The organism is Streptomyces sp. NPDC028308 (genome assembly GCF_055565855.1).
Map to the genome: position 1 here is coordinate 340960 of NZ_JBVHTO010000003.1, position 25967 is coordinate 366926.

The 25967-nt window shown below is 71.6% G+C and carries 22 protein-coding genes; 12 read left to right on the forward strand and 10 right to left on the reverse strand.

The window, feature by feature from the left end:
• Positions 1–204: 204 nt before the first annotated feature.
• Positions 205–2313, reverse strand: a complete 2109-nt coding sequence (gene glgX, locus ACZ4VA_RS09105) for a glycogen debranching protein GlgX (RefSeq protein ID WP_356175914.1) — start codon at positions 2311–2313, stop codon at positions 205–207.
• Positions 2314–2492: 179 nt separating this feature from the next.
• On the opposite strand from glgX, the gene ACZ4VA_RS09110 reads away from it, so the two are divergent.
• The 4 genes from ACZ4VA_RS09110 (at position 2493) to ACZ4VA_RS09125 (ending at position 6959) form a co-directional block, all read left to right on the forward strand.
• A complete protein-coding gene (locus ACZ4VA_RS09110) occupies positions 2493–3302 on the forward strand; it encodes a Tat pathway signal sequence domain protein (RefSeq protein WP_356175911.1) in 810 nt (269 codons plus the stop codon).
• 115 nt (positions 3303–3417) lie between these two features.
• Entirely contained in the window at positions 3418–4734 is a 1317-nt protein-coding gene (locus ACZ4VA_RS09115) for a copper amine oxidase (protein ID WP_356175909.1), read from the forward strand.
• 102 nt (positions 4735–4836) lie between these two features.
• A complete protein-coding gene (locus tag ACZ4VA_RS09120; protein ID WP_356175906.1) occupies positions 4837–6075 on the forward strand; it encodes an SAV2148 family HEPN domain-containing protein in 1239 nt (412 codons plus the stop codon).
• A gap of 164 nt (positions 6076–6239) precedes the next feature.
• Positions 6240–6959 (forward strand): exonuclease domain-containing protein, encoded by a 720-nt coding sequence (locus ACZ4VA_RS09125; RefSeq protein WP_468080564.1) that lies wholly within the window; start codon positions 6240–6242, stop codon positions 6957–6959.
• Positions 6960–7110: 151 nt separating this feature from the next.
• On the opposite strand, the gene ACZ4VA_RS09130 is transcribed toward ACZ4VA_RS09125, so the two are convergent.
• Positions 7111–8088, reverse strand: coding sequence for a DMT family transporter (locus ACZ4VA_RS09130; protein ID WP_468080566.1), 978 nt, complete (start codon positions 8086–8088; stop codon positions 7111–7113).
• An 80-nt stretch (positions 8089–8168) separates the two neighbouring features.
• On the opposite strand from ACZ4VA_RS09130, the gene ACZ4VA_RS09135 reads away from it, so the two are divergent.
• Positions 8169–9071, forward strand: coding sequence for a LysR family transcriptional regulator (locus ACZ4VA_RS09135; RefSeq protein ID WP_356175903.1), 903 nt, complete (start codon positions 8169–8171; stop codon positions 9069–9071).
• 24 nt (positions 9072–9095) lie between these two features.
• Here ACZ4VA_RS09135 and ACZ4VA_RS09140 read toward each other — a convergent pair whose 3' ends face one another.
• Positions 9096–9959, reverse strand: coding sequence for a phosphotransferase enzyme family protein (locus ACZ4VA_RS09140; RefSeq protein WP_388903141.1), 864 nt, complete (start codon positions 9957–9959; stop codon positions 9096–9098).
• A gap of 268 nt (positions 9960–10227) precedes the next feature.
• Here ACZ4VA_RS09140 and ACZ4VA_RS09145 point away from each other — a divergent pair, with 268 nt between their 5' ends.
• From ACZ4VA_RS09145 to ACZ4VA_RS09160, 4 genes are all read left to right on the forward strand, one after another.
• The gene (locus ACZ4VA_RS09145) at positions 10228–11163 is read left to right on the forward strand and encodes a carbohydrate ABC transporter permease (RefSeq protein ID WP_468080568.1); all 936 of its coding nucleotides are present in this window, start codon (positions 10228–10230) and stop codon (positions 11161–11163) included.
• Positions 11164–11195: 32 nt separating this feature from the next.
• The gene (locus ACZ4VA_RS09150) at positions 11196–12029 is read left to right on the forward strand and encodes a carbohydrate ABC transporter permease (protein WP_355790013.1); all 834 of its coding nucleotides are present in this window, start codon (positions 11196–11198) and stop codon (positions 12027–12029) included.
• On the forward strand, positions 12029–13315 hold the full coding sequence (locus tag ACZ4VA_RS09155) for an ABC transporter substrate-binding protein (protein ID WP_468080570.1): 1287 nt from the start codon (positions 12029–12031) through the stop codon (positions 13313–13315). Before ACZ4VA_RS09150 ends, ACZ4VA_RS09155 begins: the two co-directional genes overlap by 1 nt.
• Before the next feature lie 399 nt (positions 13316–13714).
• Complete coding sequence (locus ACZ4VA_RS09160; protein WP_468080572.1) at positions 13715–14800, forward strand: CDP-alcohol phosphatidyltransferase family protein; 1086 nt, start codon at positions 13715–13717, stop codon at positions 14798–14800.
• A 61-nt stretch (positions 14801–14861) separates the two neighbouring features.
• Here ACZ4VA_RS09160 and ACZ4VA_RS09165 read toward each other — a convergent pair whose 3' ends face one another.
• Positions 14862–17144, reverse strand: coding sequence for an MMPL family transporter (locus ACZ4VA_RS09165; RefSeq protein ID WP_356175892.1), 2283 nt, complete (start codon positions 17142–17144; stop codon positions 14862–14864).
• 302 nt (positions 17145–17446) lie between these two features.
• Between ACZ4VA_RS09165 and ACZ4VA_RS09170 the strand changes: the two genes are divergently transcribed.
• Complete coding sequence (locus ACZ4VA_RS09170) at positions 17447–17992, forward strand: DUF1697 domain-containing protein (protein ID WP_355794780.1); 546 nt, start codon at positions 17447–17449, stop codon at positions 17990–17992.
• Between the two features lie 28 nt (positions 17993–18020).
• Here ACZ4VA_RS09170 and ACZ4VA_RS09175 read toward each other — a convergent pair whose 3' ends face one another.
• Positions 18021–18875 (reverse strand): transglutaminase-like domain-containing protein, encoded by an 855-nt coding sequence (locus ACZ4VA_RS09175; RefSeq protein WP_468080575.1) that lies wholly within the window; start codon positions 18873–18875, stop codon positions 18021–18023.
• A gap of 107 nt (positions 18876–18982) precedes the next feature.
• Between ACZ4VA_RS09175 and ACZ4VA_RS09180 the strand changes: the two genes are divergently transcribed.
• Together ACZ4VA_RS09180 and ACZ4VA_RS09185 are read left to right on the forward strand one after the other, a co-directional pair.
• The gene (locus tag ACZ4VA_RS09180) at positions 18983–20023 is read left to right on the forward strand and encodes a ketopantoate reductase family protein (protein ID WP_356175886.1); all 1041 of its coding nucleotides are present in this window, start codon (positions 18983–18985) and stop codon (positions 20021–20023) included.
• Positions 20024–20077: 54 nt separating this feature from the next.
• The gene (locus ACZ4VA_RS09185; RefSeq protein WP_468080578.1) at positions 20078–20677 is read left to right on the forward strand and encodes a TIGR03086 family metal-binding protein; all 600 of its coding nucleotides are present in this window, start codon (positions 20078–20080) and stop codon (positions 20675–20677) included.
• Positions 20678–20800: 123 nt separating this feature from the next.
• Here the strand turns inward: ACZ4VA_RS09185 and ACZ4VA_RS09190 are convergent, their stop codons facing one another.
• From ACZ4VA_RS09190 to ACZ4VA_RS09210, 5 genes are all read right to left on the reverse strand, one after another.
• The gene (locus ACZ4VA_RS09190; protein ID WP_356166983.1) at positions 20801–21547 is read right to left on the reverse strand and encodes a sirohydrochlorin chelatase; all 747 of its coding nucleotides are present in this window, start codon (positions 21545–21547) and stop codon (positions 20801–20803) included.
• A 6-nt stretch (positions 21548–21553) separates the two neighbouring features.
• Positions 21554–22456, reverse strand: coding sequence for an ABC transporter permease (locus ACZ4VA_RS09195; RefSeq protein ID WP_355780384.1), 903 nt, complete (start codon positions 22454–22456; stop codon positions 21554–21556).
• Complete coding sequence (locus tag ACZ4VA_RS09200; protein ID WP_355780387.1) at positions 22443–23231, reverse strand: ABC transporter ATP-binding protein; 789 nt, start codon at positions 23229–23231, stop codon at positions 22443–22445. The genes ACZ4VA_RS09195 and ACZ4VA_RS09200 overlap by 14 nt, the downstream gene beginning before the upstream one ends.
• A gap of 41 nt (positions 23232–23272) precedes the next feature.
• Positions 23273–24382 (reverse strand): aliphatic sulfonate ABC transporter substrate-binding protein, encoded by a 1110-nt coding sequence (locus tag ACZ4VA_RS09205; RefSeq protein ID WP_355780390.1) that lies wholly within the window; start codon positions 24380–24382, stop codon positions 23273–23275.
• A gap of 229 nt (positions 24383–24611) precedes the next feature.
• A complete protein-coding gene (locus tag ACZ4VA_RS09210) occupies positions 24612–25967 on the reverse strand; it encodes a sulfate adenylyltransferase subunit 1 (protein WP_389390333.1) in 1356 nt (451 codons plus the stop codon).

Below are 25967 nucleotides of genomic sequence, written 5' to 3' on the forward strand. Positions count from 1 at the left end.
CCCGCCCCGCCGCCCTTCGTGTCATCGGCTCGTGCGGACGCACGCGCGCGGGTGGCCGATTTCCGGCGACCGGGGCAGCGCGTCACCCCGTCCGGAGGTGCCCCGCGCCCGCGTCCGGCGTGACGAAGGGGCACGCCACGCGTGGGCGGCGTCCTTCGCGGGACGCCCTCCACGCGCGTGTGCCCCTCGCTCACCGGCTCCGCGTCACGCGGGCCGCTGCAGCACCGCCATGCTCCGGTCGACCAGGGTCAGCCGGTCGCCGGCCTGGACCTTCTCGCCGGTTCCCGGTGGCACCCCGTCGGCGCGTGCCGTGTCGACGATCACCTCCCACTGCCGTCCGTGATCGACCGGGACCACGAACTCCAGCGTCTTGGGCGAGGCGTTGAACATCAGCAGGAACGAGTCGTCGGAGATCCGCTCCCCGCGCGGGCCCGGTTCCGAGATCGCGTGCCCGTTGAGGAACACGGTGAGCGCCCGCGCGTGCGCCGAGTCCCAGTCGCGCTGGGTCATCTCCTTGCCCGAGGGGGTGAACCACGCGATGTCCGACAGGTCGTCGTGCGTGCCCTCCACCGGCCGCCCGTGGAAGAAGCGGCGCCGCCGGAAGACCGGGTGGTCGCGCCGCAGCCACACCATCGCGCGCGTGAAGTCCAGCAGCGGACTGCCGTCCTCCGGCCACGGCACCCAGGACAGCTCGCTGTCCTGGCAGTAGCCGTTGTTGTTGCCGTGCTGGGTGCGCGCGAACTCGTCGCCGTGGCTGAGCATCGGCACACCCTGGGAGAGCATCAGCGTCGCCAGGAAGTTGCGCATCTGCCGGGCCCGCAGTTCCAGGACGGCCGGGTCGTCGGTCTCGCCCTCGGCCCCGCAGTTCCAGGACCGGTTGTGGCTCTCGCCGTCGCGGTTCTCCTCTCCGTTGGCGTCGTTGTGCTTCTCGTTGTACGAGACGAGGTCGTGCAGCGTGAAGCCGTCGTGACAGGTGACGAAGTTGATCGAGGCCAGGGGCCGGCGGCCGTCGTCCTGGTAGAGGTCCGAGGAGCCCGTCAGCCGGGAGGCGAACTCCGCGAGGGTGCGCGGCTCCCCCCGCCACATGTCCCGCACCGTGTCCCGGTACTTGCCGTTCCACTCGGTCCACAGCGGCGGGAAGTTGCCCACCTGGTAGCCGCCCTCGCCGACGTCCCACGGCTCGGCGATCAGCTTCACCTGGGAGACGACCGGGTCCTGCTGCACCAGGTCGAAGAACGACGACAGCCGGTCCACCTCGTGGAACTGCCGGGCCAGTGTCGCCGCCAGGTCGAAGCGGAAGCCGTCGACGTGCATGTCGGTCACCCAGTACCGCAGCGAGTCCATGATCAGCTGCAGGACGTGCGGGGAGCGCATGAGTAGCGAGTTGCCCGTCCCCGTGGTGTCCATGTAGTAGCGCGGGTCGTCGGTGAGCCGGTAGTACGACGGGTTGTCGAGCCCCTTGAAGGACAGCGTGGGGCCCAGGTGGTTGCCCTCGGCCGTGTGGTTGTAGACCACGTCGAGGATGACCTCGATGCCCGCCTCGTGCAGGGCCCGGACGGCCGACTTGAACTCCAGGACCTGCTGTCCGCGGTCGCCCCAGGACGCGTACGCGTTGTGCGGGGCGAAGAAGCCGATGGTGTTGTAGCCCCAGTAGTTGTTGAGGCCCATCTCCACCAGCCGGTGGTCGTTCACGAACTGGTGCACGGGCATCAGTTCGAGAGCCGTCACCCCCAGCCCGGTCAGGTGTTCGATGATGGCCGGGTGGGCCAGCGCCGCGTAGGTGCCGCGCAGTTCGTCGGGCAGCGCCGGGTGCTTCATCGTGAGGCCCTTCACGTGGGCCTCGTAGAGCACCGTGTGGTGGTACTCCGTACGGGGGCGGCGGTCGTCCCCCCAGTCGAAGTAGGGGTTCACGACGACGGACGCCATCGTGTGCGGCGCCGAGTCGAGATCGTTCCTCTTGTCGGGCGCCCCGAAGTGATAGCCGTAGACCTCCTCGCCCCACTTGATGTCGCCGCTGATCGCCTTCGCGTACGGGTCGAGCAGCAGCTTCGCGGAGTTGCAGCGCAGCCCGCGCCCCGGCGCGTACGGGCCGTGCACGCGGAAGCCGTAGCGCTGTCCCGGCATGATGCCGGGCAGGTACGCGTGCCGCACGAACGCGTCGGTCTCCCGCAGCTCCACCGCTGTCTCCGAGCCGTCGTCGTGCAGCAGACACAGCTCGATCCGGTCGGCGGCCTCCGAGAAGACCGCGAAATTGGTGCCGGCGCCGTCGTACGTCGCGCCGAGTGGATACGCCTCTCCAGGCCAGACCTGCATGGATACGACTCTTCCAGTAGTGCTGTGCCCCTGAGGGCGACTCGCGGCCGAGTCTCCCCGAAAGTGATGGAACCTCCTAGGACTTACCTCCCTCTTACCGGGTGACCAGGGCATACGCACTATGCCCAACAGTGGGGCTCGATGAACTCTCAGCGACGCAGGGGGAGTAGGGGGAAAATGTGCGCAAGATAGTGCGCCGCCATCTGGGCAAGGTGGTGGCGGGTGCGGCCGTCGCGGTGGCCGGTACGGCGGCGATGGTCGCGGTCACCCTGCCGGGCTCGGCGGGGGCCGACGACGCGGACGGCACCAAGGGGACGGGCACGTCCGCCCAGCAGGGCGGGGCGGCGGCGCAGGGGGCGGCGCAGCCCGGCACCGTCGAGCAGGCACCGGCGGAGGGCGACAAGGGCAAGGGGCGCGACCCGCTCACCGACGACGAGATGCGGCGCGTCGAACAGATCGCGCTGAACCGTCAGCTGCTCTCCTCCGGCGAGAACGTCGAGGGGAAGCGCGGCCCGCAGCGCATCGGTGTGAACCTCGCCGAGCCCGAGGTCGAGGAGCTGGACGACCCGGGGGCGCCCCGCCGCGCCGACGTGACGTTCTACGACTACAAGGACGACACGCTCGTCACCAGGACCGTCAACCTCGACACCGGGAAGGTCGAGCAGACGGGCACGCAGCACGGTGTCCAGCCGCCGATCGCCCGCGACGAGATGGCCGAGGCGGCCCGGCTGCTCATCGCCGACCCGCTCGGCGCGGGACTGAAGGCCGACTACAAGGACGCCACCGGCAAGGAACTCACCTCGCCCGACCAGCTGCTGCTCAACAGCATGGTCTACCGCGCGGCACCGGGGGCGCAGCCCGCCGTGCTCGCCGACTGCGGCGAGCACCGCTGCGTGCGGCTCTTCCCGAAGGTCAGGAACGGGCCCTGGATCGACAGCCGTGACCTGGTGATCGACCTGAGCACCCGCAAGGTCGGCAAGCTCGGCTGAGCCGGGCGGCCGACCGCCGCCGAGCCGCCCGGCCAGGCCGACGGCCGACCACCGTCCGGTCGCCTCGGCGGCTCTTCCCGTCTTTCGTGCTCTTTCGCAAGGGAGTCACTTCTTCATGCGCGTCAACAGAATCAGCCGTGCCCGCAGCCGGGCGGCGGTGGGCCTCACGGCGGGCCTGCTCGCCGTCGGTGTGACGACGGCCGGGGGGCCGGCCGTCGCCCAGCCCAAGGCCGCTCCCGCGGCCGCCGACTGCAGCGAGGCCTACAAGATCGAACAGCAGCTCGCCACCGGCACCACCTGGCGGATGTGCTGGCACTACGAGAGCGAGGCCGGCCTGGTCCTGGAGAACATCTCCTACCAGCCCAAGGGCGAGGCCCAGCCGATCAAGGTCCTCACCAGCGCCAAGCTCGCCCAGATCCACGTGCCCTACGACGACGGGCAGGCCGAGTACAGCGACCTCACGGGCGCAGGCTTCGGCCAGGGCCTGATGAACATGGCGCCCGGCGAGTGCCCCGGCGGCACCATCAAGTCCGTCAAGGTCCCCGACGCCTGGGACCCGGAGCACGCCGACGTCAACGGCCTGTGCACCACGACCCGTTCACGGGGACACGCCTACCGCATGCAGGGCGACACCCCGAGCAAGGTCTGGCAGACCCAGGGCAAGGATCTGCTCGTCTACACGGTGAACCAGGTCGGCTGGTACGAGTACATCACCGAGTGGCGTTTCCAGGACGACGGCACCCTCCACATGAACGTCGGCGCAACCGGCAGCCTCTCCCCGGGTGACTACGACGCCGGTGACGGCCGCGGCTGGCCGATCGGCAAGAACGCCACCTCGTACGCCACGAGCCACAGCCACAACGTCTTCTGGCGGCTCAACTTCGGTCTGGACGGCTCCCCCAAGAGCAAGATCGAGCAGTACGACTCCGTGGTGAGCCCGCCGTCGCGGGGCAACGAGGGCCCGACCAACAAGACCACCCGCACCAAAATCACCAAGGAACTCGCGGGCAACGCCAAGAACATGCGCTGGTGGCGGGTCGTCAGCAACTCGGGCAAGAACAAGGACAATCACGCGCGTTCGTACGAGATCGTCCCCGGCGCGAGCACCAAGTACCTGGGCCGCCCGTACACCAAGAGCGACGTCTACTTCACCGAGTACAAGAAGTGCGAGCAGTTCGCCAGCGACAACCTGCGCAACTGCGGTACCGGCGGCGGCAAGTCCGTCGACAAGTGGGTCAACGGACAGACGCTCACCCACCCCGTCGTGTGGATGAACGTCGGCTTCCACCACGTCGCCCGGGACGAGGACCAGCAGCCCATGCCGGTCCACTGGCAGGGCTTCTCCATCGCCCCGCGTGACGTCACCGCTATGAATCCGCTCACTCCCGCGGACCTCGCCGACCAGAACGGGCGTCCCCGCGAAGGCAGTTGAGAAGCGACCTGTCCATCGGGCTGCACCGCCGACCGGTCCCGGAGTACCCTTCCTTGATCGTTGACTAGGGGAGAGCTCGGGGGAGCGGAAGGCGGTGCACGGGTGGGCTCGGGAGGGCTGGAGTTGCCTCCTGGTGACGAGGGTCACGAGGGGAACTCCACAGATGTCCCGCCCGGCGCGGTGTCCCTGGCACGGCCGATGGAGATGGGCTCCATCGGCCCGGAACTGGACTGGGGCGCCGACGCCTGGCGCGAGGTGCGTACGCGCGCCCAGCGGGCCGGCCGGGCCTACATCTGGCTGAATCTGGTCGAGCAGCGGCTGCGCGCGGTCGTGGCCGCCGTACTGCGGCCGATCTACGAACCCGTCCACGGCGACGAGTGGGTGGTCGCCGCGGCCGGGCCGGCCGGCCAGGAATGGGTGCAGCGCGCCGTCGCCGTACGCGAGGTGAGCCGCCGCAAGGGCTATCTGCTCGACCCCGCCGACGACAACGTCCTCAGCTTCCTCACGCTGCCGCAGCTGCGCGAGCTGATGGTGCAGCACTGGCCGTGCTTCGAGCCGTACTTCGACGAGCGCCGGGACGTCGAACTGGCCCTGGACGAGCTGGAAGTCACCCGGAACGTGGTCTCGCGCAACCGGGCGCTCTCGGAGGCCGTGCTGGCCCAGGCCGAGCGCGCCTCGGCCCGGCTCCTGGAGATCCTCGGCGCCGGCGGCGACGTGCCGTCGGCGCGCCGCCTCCCCGTCGACGCGGTGGAGCACCTGGTCGGCGACCGGTACGCGGACGTGGTCGGCGTGCACTCCGACCGGGTCAGGCTGCTGCGGCAGTTCCCCGCCGAGGACCTCTTCGGCGGCGCCCGGCGCCTCGACGCCATCGGCATCGGCCTGAACCTGCTGGTGCAGAACTTCTCCGGGCGGCGCCTCGTGCGGCTGGCCGAGTCGGGCTGCCGGGTGCGGCTGCTGTTCCTCAACCCCGCCTCCAGCGCGGTCAAGCGCCGTGAGCGTGAACTCGGCATCAAGCGGGGCGAGCTGAGCCGCACCGTCGAGACCAACATCCTGCACATGCGACGGGTCCGCTCGCGGCTGCGCGACCCGGGAGCCTTCGAGATCCAGGTCTTCGACGAGACCCCCCGCTTCACCGCGTACCTCGTCGACGGCGACGGATCGGACGGTGTCGCCGTCGTGCAGTCGTATCTGCGCCGGACCCGCGGCATGGAGGCGCCGGTCCTGGTGCTGCGCGGCGGAGGCCGGGTGGTCAAACCGGACGACACCACCGAAGAGGGTCTTTTCCCCACGTATCGCGAGGAGTTCGAAGTCGCCTGGTCGGACTCGCGTCCGGTGTCCTGACAACGGGTCTCCGGCCGTCGGTGGTCCGGTCCGTGAGCGGCCTTCGCGCCGGCGCCCGGCGGGCCGGCGGACCGGACAAGCGGAACGCGGTCCTCGCGTTGTCAGTGGCCCATGCGATCGTGGGGACCACTGGGGGAACGCACCATGAAGAAGGGGGGCCGCCCATGGGCTGGCACCGGGAGCTGCTGATCGGCTTCGACCTGGAGACGACCGGGACGGACCCGCGCGAGGCGCGCATCGTCACCGGGGCGGTGATCGAGGTCAGGGGCGGCGAGCCGGTCGGACGCCGCGAGTGGCTGGCCGACCCGGGCGTCGAGATCCCGGCGGACGCCGTGGCCGTGCACGGGATCAGCAATGAACGGGCGGCCGCCGAGGGCCGCCCCGCCGACCAGGTCGCCGACTCCATCGCCTCCGTCCTCGTCGGCTACTGGCAGACGGGCGTGCCCGTCGTCGCGTACAACGCCACCTTCGATCTGACGCTGCTCTCCGCCGAGCTGCGGCGCCACGGACTGCCGTCCCTGCGCGACCGGCTGGGCACCGACCCGGCTCCGGTCATCGACCCGTACACCATCGACCGCTCCGTGGACCGCTACCGCCGCGGCAAGCGGAATCTGGAGGCGGTGTGCACGGAGTACGGCATCGCGCTCGGCTCCGCCCACGACGCGCTGGCGGACGCCCTCGCCGCGGCCCGCCTCGCCTCCGCGATAGCCGTCCGCCACCCCAAGGTCGCGTCCCTCGGCCCGGCGGAGCTGCACCGCCGGCAGATCGAGTGGTACGCCGAGTGGGCGGCGGACTTCCAGAGCTTCCTGCGGCGCAAGGGCGACACGGCGGCCGTGGTCGACGGCATGTGGCCACTACGGGACCTCGCGGACGAACGGGTCTGACCGGGCGTCCACCGCGCTCGGCTCGTCACTCCGCGGGCGTCCATTGCGCGCGGCCCGTCATCCCGGCGGGCATCCACACGGCCCGTCTTCCTGACGGGCATCCACCGCACCCGGCCCGGCGTCTGGCGGGCGTTCACTCCCCCCGCCCCCGTCACCCCGGCGCGGACGACGTGACGGGTGGGCCGCCGGCCGTTGTCTCCCGTACCGACAGCGGGGACGTGCGCGGTGTGTCGTGGTCCTTGGGCTCCGGGTGGGCCCGGTGGGCGCGTTCCACCGCCTGACCCCAGTACGTGCCCGCGATGAGCAGGGCCGCGCCCAGACCGGTCAGCGGGGTGAAGTGCTCACCGGCGAGGCCGATGCCCACCGCGGCGGCCCAGACCGGCTCGGTGCCCAGCAGCAGGCTGGCCCGGCTCGCCGAGGTCCGCTGCACGGCCCACGTCTGCGCCAGGAAGGCGAACACACTGCAGAACAGGGCGAGATACAGCAGCTGCGCCCAGCCCCCGGCGCCCACCCGGGCGAGGTCCGGCAGACCGCTCGCGGCGGGCACCAGGAACACCGCCGTGCCGACGAGGGTCTGCACGGTGGTCAGCCGAAGCGGCCGGATCGCCCGGTGCGCGGTCAGCCGTCCGACCAGGGCGACGTGCACCGCCCGCACCAGCGCGGCGGCGAGCATCAGCAGGTCACCGAGGCGCGGAGCGTGGAAGCCGTTGCCGGACATGAGGAGGGCGACGGCCACCAGGCAGACCCCGGCGGCGGCGTAGAAGGACGGCGGCAGTCCGCCGCGCCGACCGGCGCGGTCCAGCAGCGGGGTGAGCACGATCGTGAGGCTGATGATCAGCCCCGCGTTGGCGGCGCTCGTGTGCGCGACACCGTACGTCTCCACGACCAGGACGGCGGCCTGGGTGATCCCCAGCGGCACGCCGACGCGGAGCTCGTCGCGGGTCCACCCCCCGGACCGGCGGTCGACGGCGACCAGGCCGAGACAGGCGAGCGCGGACAGCGCGTATCGGGCGAACAGCACCACGAGGACGGGCAGGACGGCCGTGGCCGTCTGGGCGGAGAGATAACTCGAACCCCAGACGAGCGCGACCAGCAGGAGTACCGCATCGGTACGGCGGGCATCAGGCACGCGCCCACCCTGCCCGGCCCGCTCCATGAAGCCCAGGGCCAACCTCTTAAGGGACCTTTCAGTTTCCCTACACTGAGGACATGGACGAACGGCAGCTGCGGATCCTGCGGGAACTCGGCGAACTGGGCAGCGTGACCGCGGTGGCCGAGGCCCTGCTGGTGACGCCGTCGGCGATCTCCCAGCAACTGCGGCTGCTCCAGCGGGCGATCCCCGTCCCGCTCACCGAGCGCCAGGGGCGCCGGCTGGTGCTCACGGACGCGGGCCAGGTCCTGGCCGGGGCCGCCATCGAGGTGGAGACCGCGCTGGAGCGGGCGCGGCACACCGTCGCGGAGTTCGTGGACCGGCCGGACGGCGAGGTGTCGGTCGCGGCCTTCCACAGCGCGGGCTCGGCGTTCTTCCCGCTGCTGCTGCGCGGACTGGCGGCGCCCGGCGGGCCCCGTCTCTCACTCGCCGATGAGGACGTGCCCCAGGACGACTTCCCGCCGCTGACCAGGGAGTACGACCTCGTACTCGCCCACCGCCTCGAACACGCCCCCGAGTGGCCGGGGACGGTGACCGCGACCACCCTGCTGCGGGAACCGCTCGACGTCGCCATGCCCGCCGACCACCCGCTCGCAGCCAAGCGCAGGCTTACCCCGCGCGATGTCGCCGACCAGCCGTGGATCACCGTGCACGACGGTTTCCCGCTCATGGCGACCATCGACGCCATCGCCACCGCGGCGGGCCGCCGTCTCCATCTCGCCCACCGCATCAACGAGTTCGCCGTGGTCGCCGAGGCTGTGGCCGCCGGAGGCGGGCTCGCCCTGATGCCGCGCTGGACCACCCGCGCGCACGCCGCGCTGGTGCTCAAGCCGCTGAGCGGCGTCCGCGCCCGGCGGCACATCGACGCCCTCCACCGGCCCGAACGCACCGCGCGCCGCGCCGTGCGCACCGTCCTCGCCGAACTGCACCGGGCCGCCGGGACGATCCAGGGGCGGACCTGAGCGCCGGGCCCCCGCGGCCGGGCGTCAGAAGGGATACCAGCGCACGGTCTCGTCGCCGTCCCGCAGGGACGCCACCCGCCGCTCGAACTCGGCCAGCGCCTTCGGATCGACCGGCGCGTGCTGGGCCACCCACGCGCAGCTGGCCGTCTCCCGCGCCCCGCGCAGCACAGCGCAGCCGTCCCACGCCCGTACGTCCCAGCCGTACGTCCGCGTGAAGGAGTCGTACGCCTCGGCGGGCAGCCCGTAGCGGTCACGGGAGAGTGCCATCACCACCAGGTCGTGCTCGCGCAGGTCGGCGGAGAAGGTCTCCAGGTCGACGAGGACGGGGCCGTCCGGTCCGACGTGGACGTTGCGCGGCAGGGCGTCGCCGTGGATCGGGCCCCGCGGCAGGTGCGGGGTGAGGGCGGCGGCCGCCGCCGCGAAACCGTCGCGGCGTTCGCGCAGGTACGCCGCGTCCGCGGGGTCGATCGCGTCGCCGGCCAGCCGCAGCCAGCGCTCCACCCCGCCCAGCAGTTCCCGGGGCGGCAGCACGAAGGGCGGGGCGGGCAGCGCGTGCACCGTGCGCAGCAGCGCGGCCAGGTCCGCGGGCTCCGCGGGACGTACGGGATCGGGGAGCCGGTGCCAGACGGTCACCGGGCAGCCGTCCACCAGCAGCGCCTCCGGCGAGGCCGCGCGCACCGCCGGGACGTCCACCTCGGCGAGCCAGGCCGCGATGTCCAGCTCCCGCCGTGCCCGGCCGAGGAGTTCCGTGTCGCGCCCCACCTTGACCACCAGGTCACCGGCGGCGAACACCGCGTTCTCGCCCAGTGCGAGAAGCCGTGCGTCCCCCGCGGCCCCGGGCAGCACACCCGCCGCGGCCAGCACGTCCCGCGCCCGTGCCTCGTCCATCGTCCGCCTCCGTGTTCCCGCGTGTACGGCGTCCCGGCCACGCCCTGTTCCCGGCTCGCGCCCGCCGTGGATCCCTGTCCGGCGGCGAGTTCCGGCCATCCGTCCGTCAGTGTCGCATCGGTACTGGTCGCAGCGGTCACAAGGGCTGACGCCCGGCCTTGACGCCACGTCAGGGTGTCAGGACCATGACGAGGCCCTGTCCCTGGAACGGACGGCGCCGCGACGACGAGACCGAGATCCGTACGAGCCGCCCGAAGGAGCCGAATCCGTGACACAGGCGACCGCGACGAGGCGGTCAGGCAAGCGTGCGGGCGAGAGCGCCGGGACTCCCCGGCCCTCCGGTCTCGGCGCCTGGTTCCTGGTGCTGCCCGCGCTGATCCCGATCCTCGTGCTGAGCGTCGGACCCCTGCTCTACGGCGTCGCGCTGGCGTTCACCGACTCCCAGTCGGGCCGGACGGCGCCCACGCGGTGGATCGGCGCGCTGAACTTCCGGGATCTGCTGCACGACACGCTGTTCTGGGACTCGTTCCGGATCGGCCTGCTGTGGGCGGTCGGCGTGACCGTTCCGCAGTTCCTGCTGGCCCTCGGACTGGCGCTGCTGCTGAACCAGGAGCTGCGGCTGCGCTGGCTGGCCCGGGCGCTGGCGATCGTCCCGTGGGCGATGCCGGAGGTGGTCGTCGGCATCATGTGGCGGCTGGTCTACAACCCGGACGCGGGCATCCTCAACGAGACCCTGCGCGACCTGGGCCTCGGCGAGGGCCGGGACTGGCTCTCGGGCCTCGGCACGGCGCTGCCCGCGGTGATCGTCGTCGGCGTCTGGGCCGGAATGCCGCAGACCACCGTCGCCCTGCTCGCCGGGCTGCAGAACACCCCGCGCGAACTGCACGAGGCGGCGGCGATGGACGGCGCGGGCGCCTGGCGGCGCTTCCTGACGGTCACCTGGCCGGCCCTCAGACCGGTGGCCCTCGCCATCACCGCGCTCAATTTTATTTGGAACTTCAACTCCTTCGCCCTGGTCTACGTGCTCACCAACGGAGGGCCGGGCGGGCGTACGCGGCTGCCGATGCTGTTCGCGTACGAAGAGGCGTTCCGGTACGGGCAGTTCGGGTATGCGGCGGCGATGGGATGCGTGATGGTCGCGGTGATCTCGGTGATTCTCGCGTTCCACCTGGCGGGCCGGCTGCGGGGAGGTGACGACCGGTGAGCGCGCCGCGTGACGGCAGGGGCGCGTCGGGCCTGCGGACCGGCAGAGCGGGCCGGGCCGGGCAGTACGCCGCGCTGCTGGCGTACCTCGTCTTCCTCGCCTTCCCGTTCCTCTGGCTGGTCTCCACGGCCTTCAAACCGCCGCGCGAGCTGGGCAGTCTGCACCCGACGTGGATCCCGAAGGACCCGACCCTCGCCAACTTCCGGCAGGCGTTCGACGAGCAGCCGCTGCTGCACGCGGCCCTCAACTCCCTGGTCGCGGCGCTCGCGGCGGCCCTGATCGCCGTGGTGATCGCGACCCCGATGGCGTACGTCATGGCGCGGCACCGCACCGCCCTGTCCAAGGCGGCCACCGGGTGGGTGGTCGTCAGCCAGGCGTTCCCGTTCGTGCTGGTGATCATCCCGCTGTTCCTGGTGCTGAAGAACCTGCGGATGATCGACTCGGTGCCCGGACTGGTCATGGTCTACGTGGTGTGGGCACTGCCGTTCGCCCTGTGGATGCTGGTGGGTTACGTACGCGCGGTGCCGGCCGAGCTGGAGGAGGCCGCGGCGGTGGACGGGGCGGGCCGGGCGCGGACGCTGGTGTCGATCACGGCGCCGCTGCTGGCGCCCGGCATCGTGGCGACGGCGCTGTTCGCGTTCATCAGCGCGTGGAACGAGTTCTTCTTCGCGCTCGTGCTGCTCAAGACCCCGGAGAAGCAGACGCTGCCGGTGGTCCTCACGCACTTCATCGGGGCCGAGGGGGTCGCGGACCTCGGCCCGCTGGCGGCGGCGGCGTTCCTCGCGACGCTGCCGTCCCTGGTCATCTTCGCGATCATCCAGAAACGGATCACGGGCGGCATGCTCGCCGGGGCGGTGAAGAGCTGATGCGGCACAGTCGGTGGGTTCTGTTCCTCGCGGTGTCCGTGCTGCTGCTGGCCGGCTGCTCGGGCGACGGCGGGACTGACGGCGGGGGACCGGTCGTCCTGCGCTTCCAGTCCCTGGCCTGGCAGGAGGAGTCCGTCACGGCCAACAAGGAACTGGTCAAGGAGTGGAACGCCACCCACCGGGACGTCAAGGTCGAGTACGTCCAGGGCAGTTGGGACAGCGTCCACGACCAGCTCCTCACCTCCTTCGAGGGCGGTGAGGCGCCGGACGTCATCCACGACGCCTCCGACGACCTCGCGGACTTCGCGTACGGCGGCTACCTCGCCGATCTGCGGGACCTCCTCCCCGAGCGCCTCAAGTCCGACATCCCGCGGCGCAGTTGGGGGTCGGTGACGTTCGGCGGCGGAATCTACGGGGTGCCCTTCCTCCAGGAGCCGCGCGTGCTGGTCGCCAACTCCGCTCTCCTGCGCGAGTCGGGGGTGCGGGTGCCGACCCCGGACGACCCCTGGAGCTGGGAAGAGTTCAGGTCCGTCGCGAAACGGCTGACCGGCAAGGGCCGGTACGGTGTCGCCTGGCCGCTGAAGGAGCCGGTCTCGGCGACCCTCAACCTCTCGCTGTCGGCCGGCGGGCGGCTGTTCCACCGGGATGCGGACGGCCGGGTGGAGGTGCGGTTCGAGGCGGCCGACGCGGTGGTGCCGCGGATCGTCCACGACGGGGTGAACACGGACGGCAGCGCCTCGGGCACGACGCTCGGCATGGGCGGTTCCGACACGCTGCCCGGGTTCTTCGGCGGCCGGTACGCGATGGTGCCGCTCGGCTTCTCCTACCGGCAGCAGCTCGTCCAGCAGGCACCGAAGGGCTTCGACTGGCAGGTGCTGCCCGCCCCCGCGGGCGCCGACGGCCTCACCCAGGGCGTCAGCCCGCAGACCCTGTCCGTGGCCGAGGACAGCCCGCACAAGAAGGCCGCCGCCGAGTTCGTCGCCTACCTGCTCCGGCCCGCGAACATGGTCAGGCTCGCGCTCGGCGACTGGATGCTCCCCACCGGCACCGAGGCGCTCCGGGACCCGGCCCTGCACACCGGGAAGCACGACTGGGCGACGGGCACCGCGCTGGCGGCGCACCTGCGTTCCGCGCCCGCCCAGTCCGTCCGGGGCTATCCCGAGTGGAAGGACAAGGTGGCCACCCCCGCCTTCCAGGAGTACTACAGCGGGGCGATCACTCTGGCGGAGCTGCGCGAGCGGCTGGAGACGGACGGGAACCTGGTGCTCGCGCGCTACCAGCGGTGACCTCAGTCGTCGAGCCCGGGATGCGGGCCGCACAGGCCCCGCGAGACGTCACGGCCGGCCCTGAGCGGCAGAATTTTTCGGAGCGGCAGTGCGGATCGGGCGCACCGGTTCGTCCCGTATAAGCACCCCGTATGGGCCGGAACGTCACCGTCCAGGTACCTCGTCCACCCCATGCGTCACGGTTGCACGGCAACGGTGAAGTCCTGGCGCACGTTGGGTAACGGACAGGTCATTCGGTAACGCTCGGATAACGCGGGCACTGCCTGGAGAAGCCACGGACTTGTCCGGAAAGGGAGACCGTTACCCCCCTGGGAAGGTTGCACGGGCCGGATCTTGTTCCTTGGGACAACGGCTACCTAGCGTGAGATGAATTCCAGTCGAACGCCAGGAAGTTGACCCATGCGATCCCCACGACGAGACATACCGCCCCTGCCCGAGGTCCGACGCATCACGGAGAAGAAGCGCGACGCGTGGTGGACCGTGCTGCTCGTCGACCCGGTCGCCACACCCCTGGTGAGACAGGTCGCGCTGCGCACCCGGATCACGCCCAACCAGATCACCTGGGGCGCCTTCCTGCTGGGCCTCGCGTCGTCCGTGTTCTTCGCCCTCGGCGACTGGCGCTGGCTCGTGGCCGGTGCCTTTCTCTACCACCTGAGCTTCATCCTCGACTGCATGGACGGCAAGGTCGCCCGGCTCACCGGCCAGGGCTCGGTCTTCGGGGCCTGGCTCGACTTCGTCTTCGACCGCATCCGCGTGATGGTGTGCGCGGTGGCGCTGATGGCGGGCCAGTACCAGCGCACCGGCGAGACCGTGTACATCTGGCTGGCCCTCGCGGTCGTCGGCCTGGACACACTGCGTTACATCAACTCGCTGGAGATCTTCAAGATCCGGCACTCGATGCGCAAGCAGATCAAGGCCCGCCTGCGGGCGGCGCGTCGCGCGGAGAACCAGGCGGAGCTGGCCTTCATGGAGGACCTGCTGCGCGACAACCCCGAGGCGGACATCGAGCAGGACCTCCGCGCGGCGTCGGCGTCCGCCGGTGGTGCGACCGGTGCCGACACGGCCGCCGCGGACGGTCCGGCTCCCGTGGGCGGTCCGCTCCCCGTGAACGCTGCGGCGACGGCGCGTGAGGCCGGGGACGAGGAGACCGCCGGGGACGGTTCGGGCGGTTCGGCCGCGCAGCCGCCGGCCCGGGTCATCGACCTGCACCAGGAGTTCCGGCACCGCTTCCCGTCGTACCTGCGCGCCCGGTCCTTCCTGCTGCGCCACCGCATCCGCACCCACCTGATCAGCGGCATCGAGTTCCAGATGGGCGTGTTCATCCTCGGACCGCTCTTCGACTCAGTGATCGAGGCGACGATCGTCTCCGGGGCCCTGCTCCTGGTCTTCGAACTCGCCATCATCTACAAGCTGTTGCTGTCGACCCGCGACTTCACCCGCACCATCGACTCCTTCGAGCGCGAGGACGTCGCGGCGGCCGCCTGACCGTACGACGACGTGGCCGGGGCGCGTGCGCCCCGGCCACGTACGTCCCTCTCGTGAGCGGTCAGACGCCGACCCGCTCGCCCTCGACGGCCGGCGGCTGCGGCGGCCCGGAGACCTGCTCCGGAGCCTCGTCGTGCGTGAGGTCGGGCAGCCGGTGCAGCCACTTCGGGAAGTACCAGTTGCGCTCCCCGAGCAGCGCCATCACCGCCGGGAGCAGCACCCCGCGGATGATCGTCGCGTCGATCAGGACGGCGGCCGCCAGGCCCACGCCCATCTGCTTCATCGACTGCATGGACAGCGTGCCGAAGATCGCGAAGACGGCGACCATGATGACGGCGGCGCTGGTGACGACACCGGCGGTGGTGACCACACCGTGCCGGATGGCCTCCTTGGTCTCCAGCCCCCGCAGCCGCGCCTCCCGGATCCGCGAGACCACGAACACGTGGTAGTCCATGGAGAGCCCGAACAGGATCACGAAGAGGAACAGCGGCAGCCAGGTGATGATGGCGCCCACGCCCTCCGCGCCGACCAGCGAGGCGCCCCAGCCGTGCTGGAAGACCCCGACCAGGATGCCGTAGGCGGCGCCCACCGACAGCAGGTTGAGGACGATCGAGGTGATGGCGACGGTCAGCGAGCGGAACGACAGGAGCATCAGCAGGAAGGCGAACACCACGACGAACGCGAAGACCGGGACCACCGAGCCGACCAGCTGGTCGTTGAAGTCCCGCGAACCGGCGACCTGTCCGGTGATCGGCGCCTCGACCCCGTCCACCTTGCCCAGCGTGGCGGGCCGCACCTCGTCGCGCAGCAGGTCCAGGCTCCGGCCCGCCTTCTCCTGGTCGGAACCGCCGACCAGCGGGACGTACACGAAGGCGACGTTCTGCGCGTCGTGCACCTTGATGTCGACCGGGCCGCGGGTGGCGCCCGAACTGATCGCCTTGCTACGGAAGTCGGCCAGCGCGGACTTGACCTCGGGGGAGTTGATGTCCCGCGCCTTGACGATCACCTCGGCGGGCTCCGTGCCGCCGGGGAACGCCTCGTTGACCCGGTTGTAGGTCGCCACGATGGGCAGCGAGTCCCCGAACTCCTTGTCCAGCGTGAGCTGTTCGGTCTTCATACCGAGCGCCGGTGCGGCGATCGCCAGCAGCGCGCCCGCCGCGACGACGAGTGAGATGCCCGGCTTGGCGAGCACGACCCGCAGCACGGCACTCCAGAAGCGGCTCTCGCCCCGGCCCGGACGCGCCGGCGCCTGCTGGTTCTTCCGGCGCCGCTTGTCCCGGTGCAGGAACGGCAGACGGCCCTTCTCCACCCGCTCGCCGAGGAGCGAGAGCAGCGCGGGCAGCACCGTCACGGAACCGACCATGGCGACCGCCACGACCATCAGCGAGGCCAGGCCCATCGCCTCGAACTCGGCCAACCCCGTGAAGAGCATGCCGGCCATGGCGACGCACACCGTGACACCGGAGACGATGATCGCTCGGCCGCTGGTCGCGGCGGCGATCCGCAGCGCGGTCTGCGCGTCCCGGCCCGCCTCGCGCTCCTCGCGTTCACGCCGCAGGTAGAACAGGCAGTAGTCGACGCCGACCGCGAGTCCCACGAGCAGCATCACGGAGTTGGCGGTGTCGCTCATCGGCATCACATGGCTGACGATGCCCATCAGGCCCATGGTCGCCATGATCGCGGTCACCGCGAGCGCCACCGGCAGCAGCGCGGCCACCAGCGCGCCGAACGCGATGAGCAGGATGCCGAGCGCCACGGGCACGGCGGACAGCTCGGCCTTCTTGAAGTCGTCGCCGAACGCGTCGTCGAACGTCTTCATCATGCTGGCGCCGCCGATCTCCTCGATCCGCAGCTCCGAGTGCTCCTTCTGCACACCCTCGACGGCCTTCAGCACCGGCTCGATGCGCTCGCCCGCGGTGTCCGAGTCGCCCCGCACGTCGAACTGCACGAGCGCGCTGCGGCCGTCCTTGGAGAGGGTCTTGGTCTCGTACGGCGAGGTCACGTCGGAGACCCGGCCCGTCCCCTCGACCGCCTCGACGACGGCGGCGACGGCGCTGCGGAATCCGGCGTCGGTCGCCTTGGTGCCCGCGTCCTTCGCCTGGACCAGGACGCTCTCGCCGGCCGGCTCCTCGATGCCCGCGTCCTCGATGATGTGCGCGGCGGTGCTGGTCTCACCCTTGAGCTGCTCGCTGTCCTTGACGTCGACGCGGCCCGCGGCCGAGCCGAGCCCCATGGCCAGGACCACGAACAGCACCCAGATCCCGACGGCCGCCCATCGGTGCCGGGCGCTCCAGCCGCCCGCTCTGGCGGCGATGCCCCGCACTCTCGTGTCTCCGTTCCCCATGACGGGCTAGCCCCCTCGTCCGCGGTGACAACCCCCTGCCGCCACCTCGCACTACGAAGGTATGGGCCGGATAAGCGAGTCTCGTCGTGCTTCCCGGTGACCCGCCCCGGGCCCGGGTCCTCCCCATGACCCCCGGCCCCTCCGCACTGGGGATGATGTAAGCCCCTTACACGTAAAGGAAGTTGTCGGGGATGTGGATCAGGGTGCGCCTCCGCGCGAGCCCGGGACCGCCCGCCGGCGGCCCCCGTAGCCGGCCGCCGCGTCACCCCCGTGCGCACCGGCCACCGCTCTAAGGTGTGCGGATGACGATGTATGCGGCGCTGCTGCGCGGGATCAACGTGGGCGGCAGCAAGAAGGTGCCGATGGCCGAGCTGCGCACCCTGATGCAGCGGCTCGGGTACACCGAGGTCGCCACCTACCTGCAGAGCGGCAACGCCGTGTTCGGCAGCGACCACGGCGACGAGCGGTCCCTCGCCACCGAGCTGGAGGGGGCCGTCGAGGAGCACTTCGGGTTCCCCGTCGGCGTGCTGGTACGCGACCACGCCTACCTCGCGGCGGTGCGCGAGGCCTGCCCGTTCCCCGCCGCCGAACTGGAGGGCAAGCAGCTGCACGTCACGTACTTCTCCGAGCCCGTGGGCGCCGAGCGTTTCGCCGCCGTCGATCCGGGGGCCTTCCTGCCCGAGGAGTTCCGCCTCGGCGACCGGGCCCTGTACCTGTACGCGCCCGACGGCCTCGGCCGCTCGAAGCTCGCGGACGCCCTGTCGAAGCCCCGCCTGCTGAAGGGCCTGACGGCCACCACCCGGAACTGGAACACCGTCGTCAAGCTGGAGGAGCTCACCCGGGCCTGACCGCCCCGCGGCCCCTGTGAGCGTGCCGTCAGGGGCCTGGCAGCCGGACCTTCCGTACCCCGTTGTAGGCGGTGTACGAGACGACCTCGTCCGGGACGGCGAGGCGCGGGTCCCGGTACAGCCGTCGCGCCTCCTCGTCGGTCTCGGCGGCGGCGACGGTGTCCACCGACGAGAGTTCGCTCTCCGTGAGGGCCGCGTCGTCGAGGATCTCCGGGCCCCAGCAGTCCCACGGCAGCACCTCGACGCCGTTCAGCGCCGCCAGGTCGCGGAGCACGTTGCCGCGGACGAACCACAGGCCCCTCAGGCCCTCGGCCCAGCTGAGGCCGAAGGAGCGGGGATCCGCCCGTCCGGCCCGGCACTCCCGCCAGGCCCGCCCGGCCACGACGAACCGGTCCCGCGGTACGTCCAGCGGATCGAAGGACACGTCGTAGGGGCCGTACGCGATCTGCGCGTCCACCAGACGCCAACCGCCGTCCGGCAGGCGGTACTCGGTGACCCAGTGGTCCTCGTACCAGCCGGCGGTGAAGTAGTCGGCGAAGCCGCAGCGGGCCCGGGCCGGGGTCCCGGTCGCCCGGAGCAGCGAACACAGCAGCAGCGAGAAGTTGCGGCAGGTCCCGACGAACCGCTCGGCGGGCTCCCGCCGTTCGGTGAGCGGCAGGTCCGAGCGCTCCCGCAGGAGACGCAGCATGGTCGCCACCCGCCGGGACTCCGCGTCCTCGCGCAGCCGCGATCCGTCGACGGCATGACCGAAGAGCTCACCCTCTCCCCGATGGATCATCACATTGCGTACCGAGAGCGCAAGTTGGGCGGCATCGCGAGGCAGCGCTGAGAGGTCGAGGTCGCCGGGATCGCTGTAGACGCTCTGCGTCAGGTAGGGGTCCATGCCGGGACCATCGGGCCTGCCCCAGGGGCGAGGTCGAGCCCCGGTCCGTGACCGCTTCCTGCCGCGGTCGGCGCGGCGGACGCTCACCCCCGTGCGAGGCTCGTCCCATGCGCTACATCATCATCGGGGCGGGAGCGGTCGGCGGAGCCGTCGGCGGGCGGCTGGCCGGAGCGGGACACGACGTGGTGCTGGTCGCGCGGGGCGCCCATCACGAGGCACTGCGCGCGGACGGACTGCGGCTCACCACGCCGGACGGGACCCACGTCCACCGGCTGCCGGTGGCCGACGGCCCCGGCACCCTCGGCGAGTTGCGCGCGGACGACGTGCTGGTCCTCGCTGTCAAGACGCAGGACGGACCGGCGGCCCTCCGCGCGTGGGGCCCGGCACCCGTGGCGGGCGGCGGGACGGCCGCCGAACGGCTGCCGCTGGTGTGCGCCCAGAACGGCGTCGAGGGCCAGCGGCAGGCGCTGCGCACGTTCCGACGGGTGTACGGCGTCTGCGTCTGGCTGCCCGCCACCTTCCTGGAGCCGGGCGCCGTCTCCGCAGCCGGCGCCCCGCTCACCGGCATCCTGCACCTCGGCCGCTACCCGCACGGCACGGACGACACCGCCCACCGGATCGCCGCCGACCTGGAGCGGAGCCGGTTCGAGGTGCCGGTCGTGCCGGACGTGACGCGCTGGCAGTACGCCAAGCTGCTCGCCAACCTCGCCAACGCCGTCGAGGCGCTGACCGGGGAGATCACCGGCGAGGCGGCCCAGGAACTCCGGGGCCGGGTGCGCGCCGAGGGGGAGGCGGTCCTCGCGGCGGCGGGCATCGCGTACACGGGGGACGAGGAACAGCGCGCTGCACGCGCCGACAAGATCAGCCTGCGGCCCCTCGCCGACGCACCGCGTGGCGGCGGCTCCTCCTGGCAGTCCCTCAGCCGTGGCACCGGCACCGTCGAGGCGGACTACCTGAACGGCGAGATCGCCCTCCTGGGCCGGCTGCACGGGGTGCCGACCCCGCTGAACGACCTGCTCCAGCGGCTCGCGAACACCTTCGCGCGCGAACGCAGGGAGCCGGGGTCGATGCCGGTGCCGGAACTCGTGCGCCTGGCCGAGCAGGCGGTCCTTGCCGCGGGCGGCGAGCCGTCCCCGTACGGCGTCTGAGGCTGTCGCGTTTCTTCAAGAAGCGGCACGGGCGCGGCTCCTAGCGTGGGGCGCATGACCGACGCATACAAGAACACGCATCCGTACATGGGGGAGTGCGCCACCGAGGCCGCCCGGGTGGCCCGCGGCGCCGCGACGGCACCGCTCGACCGGCCCACCCACTGCGCCGGCTGGGACGTCCGCACCCTGGTGAACCACTGGGTGCTCTACACCTCGCACGGGCTGGAGCACCGGGCGTTGCGCACGCCGCTGCCCGACGAGCTGACCGGCCGCGACTTCACGGCGGACCCCGGCTGGGCCGAGGCGTACGCCGGGCAACTCGACCGCGCCGTGGCCGCCTGGGACGACCCCGCGGTGTGGGAGGGGGAGGTCGACCTCGGTTCGGCGTCGATGCCGGCCGCCGACGTGGCGCAGATGATCGTGAAGGAGATGGCGGTCCACGGCTGGGACGTGGCCGTCTCCACGGGCCAGGAGTTCCACGTCTCGGAGGGCGCGGCCCGACTCGTCCTGGACGTGGTCGAGAAGCACGGCGAGCTCTACCGCCGCTACGACGGCTTCGCCGACCCGGTCGCCGTGCCCGACGGCGCACCCGTCTTCGACCGCGCGCTGGCCGCGAGCGGGCGGGACCCGCGACAGGGCGTGACCGACGGCTGAGACCGCCGGCGTGACCCGACTGTGAGCCCGCGGCATCCGGCGAGTGCGCCTGCGTGGGGGAGGGGCGCGAGCCCGGGTCCGCGCCGTACGGCCCGCAACCCCGCGGCGCGCGCCGTCGCGGGGCTACGCGCCGAGCGCCGCCAGGGCCGGGCGCCGTGCCTCGTCGTACCGGTCCAGCAGGACCCGTACCACCTCCGGCGCCGTGCCGAGCACCTCGGCCAGGACGTCCGCCTCGGCGGCGCCCCGCGCGATCCGGTCGGGCAGGAAGCCGGGGGCGAGGACGTACGGCGCCACCGCCACCCGGGCGCACCCGAGCGCCCGCAGTTCGCGCACGGCGTCCTGCGTGCGCGGAAGGGACGCGGAGGCGAACGCAGGCCGCACGGCGCACCAACCGGTGCGCCGCCACTCCCGCGCGATGTCAGCGATCACTGCGATCGCCTCCGGGTCCGTCGACCCCGCCGAGGCCAGGACGACCCCGGTCGAGGACTTGTCGGCGGGCCCGAGGCCCGCCTCGTACAGCCGCCGTTCGAGCGCCCGCGTCAGCAGCGGCGACGGGCCGAGCACCTCGGCCTGGCGGATGCGCAGCCGGGCCGGCGCGTCCCGCAGCACCGCCGGGATGTCCGCCTTGGCGTGGAAGGCGCGGGTCAGCAGCAGCGGCAGCGCCACCACGTCCCGCACGCCCTCCGCCGCCAGGGACTCCAGCACCCCGTGGACGGACGGGAGGGTGAAGTCGAGGAAGCCCGTCTCCACCCGCAGCCCGGGCCGCGCCGCCCGCAGCCGCCGCACCAGGGCGTGCACCGTCGCGGCATGCCGTGGATCACGGCTGCCGTGGGCGACGACCAGCAGGACGGGGCGGGCGGCTACGGGCATGGTGGATCAGCTCTTCACGAGGAGACCGCGGCTGCGCAGCACCCACCGCTCCAGCGGACTGAAGATCAGCAGGTCGATGGCGATACCGACGATCAGGATGAGGAGGATGGCGAGGAAGACCATGGACATGGAGCTGACCGTGCGGCCGTTCTCCAGCAACTGGCCGAGACCCACGCCCAGTTCGGGCGAGGAGGCGATGATCTCCGCGGCCATCAGCGAGCGCCAGGAGAACGCCCAGCCCTGCTTCAGGCCCGCCAGGTAGCCGGGCAGCGCCGCCGGCATGACGATGTGCCAGGTGTGCAGCAGTCCCTTGGCGCCCAGGGTCCGTCCCGCCCGCAGGTACAGCGGGGGCACCTGGTCGACGCCCGACACCAGGCCGTTGGCGATGGAGGGGACGGCGCCGAGCAGGATCACCGCGTACATCATCGACGGCTCCAGCCCCAGCCAGATCACCGCGGGCGGCACCCACGCCACCGACGGCAGCGACTGCAGGCCCGACAGGACCGGGCCGATGGCCGCGCGCACGAACCGCACGCGCGCCACCAGCAGGCCCAGCGGAGTGCCGATGGCCAGCGCCATCAGGAAGCCGAGCAGGCCCCGCGAGACGCTCGTCCAGATGTAGCCGAGCAGCTTGCCCTCGAGCCAGGCGTCCTCGACCTCGGCCCACACGTCGCCGGGCGAGGGCAGCTTGGTCGGGTCGTCGACGACCTTGAACGAGATGAGCGCCTGCCACACCACCAGCACCAGCGCGATGGCGATGAGCGGCGGCAGCACCTTCTGCACGAGGGTCTGCCGCAGGGGCGTACGCCCGGTCTGGACCGTCTCCAGTGCGTCGAGGCCCGCTTCCAGTCCGGCGAGGTCGCCGTGGTTCCCGGCGTCCGGGCCGGCCTTGGTCTCAGTGCTGGCCATGGCGGCGGATCTCCCCACGCAGTTGTTCGGTGATCTCGACGGACAGCTCCGCCACGGCGGAGTCCTCGATGCGGCGCGGCTGCGGAATGCCGACCGTCCATTCGTGCGCGACGCGCCCCGGGCGGGAGGACAGCAGGACGACCCGCTCGGCGAGCCGGACGGCCTCGCGCACGTTGTGCGTCACGAACAGCACGGAGACGTTCGTCTCGCTCCAGATGCGGGTCAGTTCGTCGTGCAGCACGTCCCGCGTGATGGCGTCGAGCGCGGCGAACGGCTCGTCCATCAGCAGCAGCGGGCTGTCCTGGGCGAGCGCGCGGGCCAGCGCGACACGCTGCCGCATGCCGCCGGACAGCTCGTGCACCCGCTTGCCGTACGCGCCCTTCAGCCGGACGAGCTCCAGCAGCTCCTCCGCCCTGCCGCGGCGGTCGGCCTTCGCGATCCCCCTGAGTTTCAGGGCGAGTTCGATGTTCTTGCCGGCGGTCAGCCAGGGGAACAGCGCGTGCTCCTGGAACATCAGGGCGGGCCGCCCCGCCGTCGTGATGCTGCCGGCGGACGGGGCGTCGAGCCCCGCCACCAGGTTGAGCAGAGTGGACTTGCCGCAGCCCGAGGCCCCCAGGAGGGTGACGAACTCGCCCGGTGCGACATCGAGCGAGATGTCGTCGAGGACGAGCTGCTGTCCGGCGGGTCCTGCGAAGGACTTCGAGACGTGCTCGATCCGCACGGCCTGCTCCACCGACGTACCGGCGTCGGCGGCCTTGACGAGAGCGGTTGCCATGGTCGTCACCTCCTGGGAACTGATCAGTGTCGGATGCGGATCTACTTGACGCCGAGACCGGCGTCGTCGACGGTGCTCTCGCCCTCCGCCTTCAGGACCTTGTTCAGCAGCGTGAGGTCGTAGATGCCCTTGAGGTCGGGCGCCTCCAGCAGACCGGCCTTGACCGCGTGGGCCGCCTCGGTGTCGAGGGTGGCCGCCAGCGGGTCGTTGGTGATCTGGATGGACTTCCACGCCGGGTCGAGGACGTCGGCCGGGAGCTCCTTGCCGGAGTCCTCCTTGAGCCGGGCGTTCGCCGCCTTCTTCGCCTCGTCCGGGTTGGCGCCGATCCACTTGTTGGTCTTCACCGCGCCCGTCAGGACGGCCTCGACCACCTTCGGGTGCGCCTTGAGGAACTTCTGCGACACGATGATGTTCGTGATCACGAACTTCTTGTCGGGCCACAGGTCGGCCTCGTCGAGCAGCACCTTGCCGCCCTCGGCGACCAGCTTGGACGCCGTCGGCTCCGGCACCCAGGCGCCGTCGATGGAGCCGGACTTGTAGGCGTCCGGGGTGATCTTGTTGTCCGTGCGGATCACGGAGACGTCGCCCTTGCCGCTCTCCGCGTCGACCTTCCAGCCCTGCTCCGCGATCCAGTTGAGGAACGCCACGTCCTGGGTGTTGCCCAGCTGCGGGGTGGCGATCTTCTTGCCCTTGACGTCCTTCAGGGACTTGATCTTCTTCGGGTTCACCACGAGCTTCACGCCGCCGGAGGCCGAACCGCCGATGATGCGCAGGCTCTTGCCGTCGGACTTGCTGTAGCCGTTGATCGCCGGGGAGGGGCCGATCCAGCCGATGTCGATCGAGCCGGAGTTCAGCGCCTCGATCTCGGACGGGCCCGCGTTGAAGGTGGCGTACTCGGCCTTCGTGGCGCCCAGTTCCTTCTGGAAGAGGCCCTGCTGACGGCCCACCAGCGCGGTGGCGTGGGTCAGGTTGCCGAAGTAGCCGATCTTGACGGTGTCGAGACCCTCGATCTTCTCGGCGCCGGCGGCGACCTTCGCGGTGTCCTTGTCGTCGGAGTCCGAGCCGTAACCGCAGGCGGCCAGGGTCAGGAGCGGAAGGGCGGCGACGGCCGCGAAGGTGCGTCGCAGGACGGTGGAGCGGTTGGCAGGCACGGGAGGTGTTCCTCTCGTTGGCCCGGCGGTCACGTTCTCAGGTCGTGGCCGGGAGGTCGGCAGGTCTTCGTCTCAGCTGGGACGGCAGGTGGGGGGACGGGGCGCGCAGGCAGTGCGCGTACGTCATCGCGCACATCGCGCGACCCCGCCCTGCCCGCTGCCGAGGGCGCCGCTGCCGACGCGGCCGCCCTCCTTCGCGAACGTGGAGAAGAAATCGGTGGACGTCATGTCAGAAGTCCCACCCGTCGTCGTCCGTCTCGTCCCTGACCGGCTCGGGCGCGGCGAAGGACTCGCCGACCATGCCCGCGGTGAGGGTGGTGCCGTCGGCGGGGTCGATCAGGATGAAGGAACCGGTGCGGCGCGAGTCGGCGTACGAGTCCAGCGGCAGCGGCTCAGCGGTACGGATCTTGACGCGGCCGATGTCGTTGGCGACCAGCCGGCCCGGGTGCGGGTGCAGCGAGAGGTCGTCCAGCGTCAGCCGCGACGGGATGTCCTTGACGATCGCCTTGACCGTGCGGGTGCCGTGCTTGAGCAGCACGCGGTGGCCGACGGTGAGCGGTTCGTCGGCGACGTGGCAGACGGTCGCCTCGACGTCCTGGGTGGTCGGCGGCGCGTCCTTGCTCGGCACGATCAGGTCGCCGCGCGAGATGTCGATGTCGTCCTCCAGCAGGAGGGTCACCGACTGCGGGGTCCAGGCGACGTCGACCGGCGTGCCCAGCACGTCGATCCCGGCGAGCCGCGTCGTGCGGCCCGACGGCAGCACGGTCACGCTCTCGCCGACGCGGAAGGTGCCGGCCGCGATCTGCCCCGCGTAGCCCCGGTAGTCGGGGTGCTCGGCGGTCTGCGGCCGGATCACGTACTGCACGGGCAGCCGGGCGTGGCAGTGCGCCAGGTCGTGGCTGACCGGCACGGTCTCCAGGTGCTCCAGGACCGTGGGGCCGCCGTACCAGTCCATGTTCGCCGACGGTTCCACCACGTTGTCCCCGGCGAGCGCCGAGATCGGGATCGCGGTGATCTCGGGGACGCCCAGCTCGGACGCGTATGCCGTGAACTCCTCGGCGATCGCGGCGAAGACGGACTCCCGGTACGCGACCAGGTCCATCTTGTTCACGGCGAGGACCACGTGGGGCACGCGCAGCAGCGCGGCGACGGCGGCGTGCCGGCGGGTCTGCTCGATGACGCCGTTGCGGGCGTCGACGAGGACTACGGCGAGGTCGGCGGTGGAGGCGCCGGTGACCATGTTGCGGGTGTACTGCACGTGGCCCGGGGTGTCCGCGAGGATGAAGCGGCGGCGGGCCGTGGCGAAGTAACGGTAGGCGACGTCGATCGTGATGCCCTGCTCGCGCTCGGCGCGCAGGCCGTCGGTGAGCAGGGCGAGGTCGGGGGTGTCCTGGCCGCGGCTCGCGGAGACCCGCTCGACGGCTTCGAGCTGGTCGGTGAGGACCGACTTGGAGTCGTGCAGCAGGCGCCCGACCAGGGTGGACTTGCCGTCGTCGACGGAACCGGCGGTGGCGAAGCGCAGCAGGGTCGTCGCCGACAACTGCTCGACCGACAGCGGCTGGGCGGGCTCGGTGGTGCTGGACAT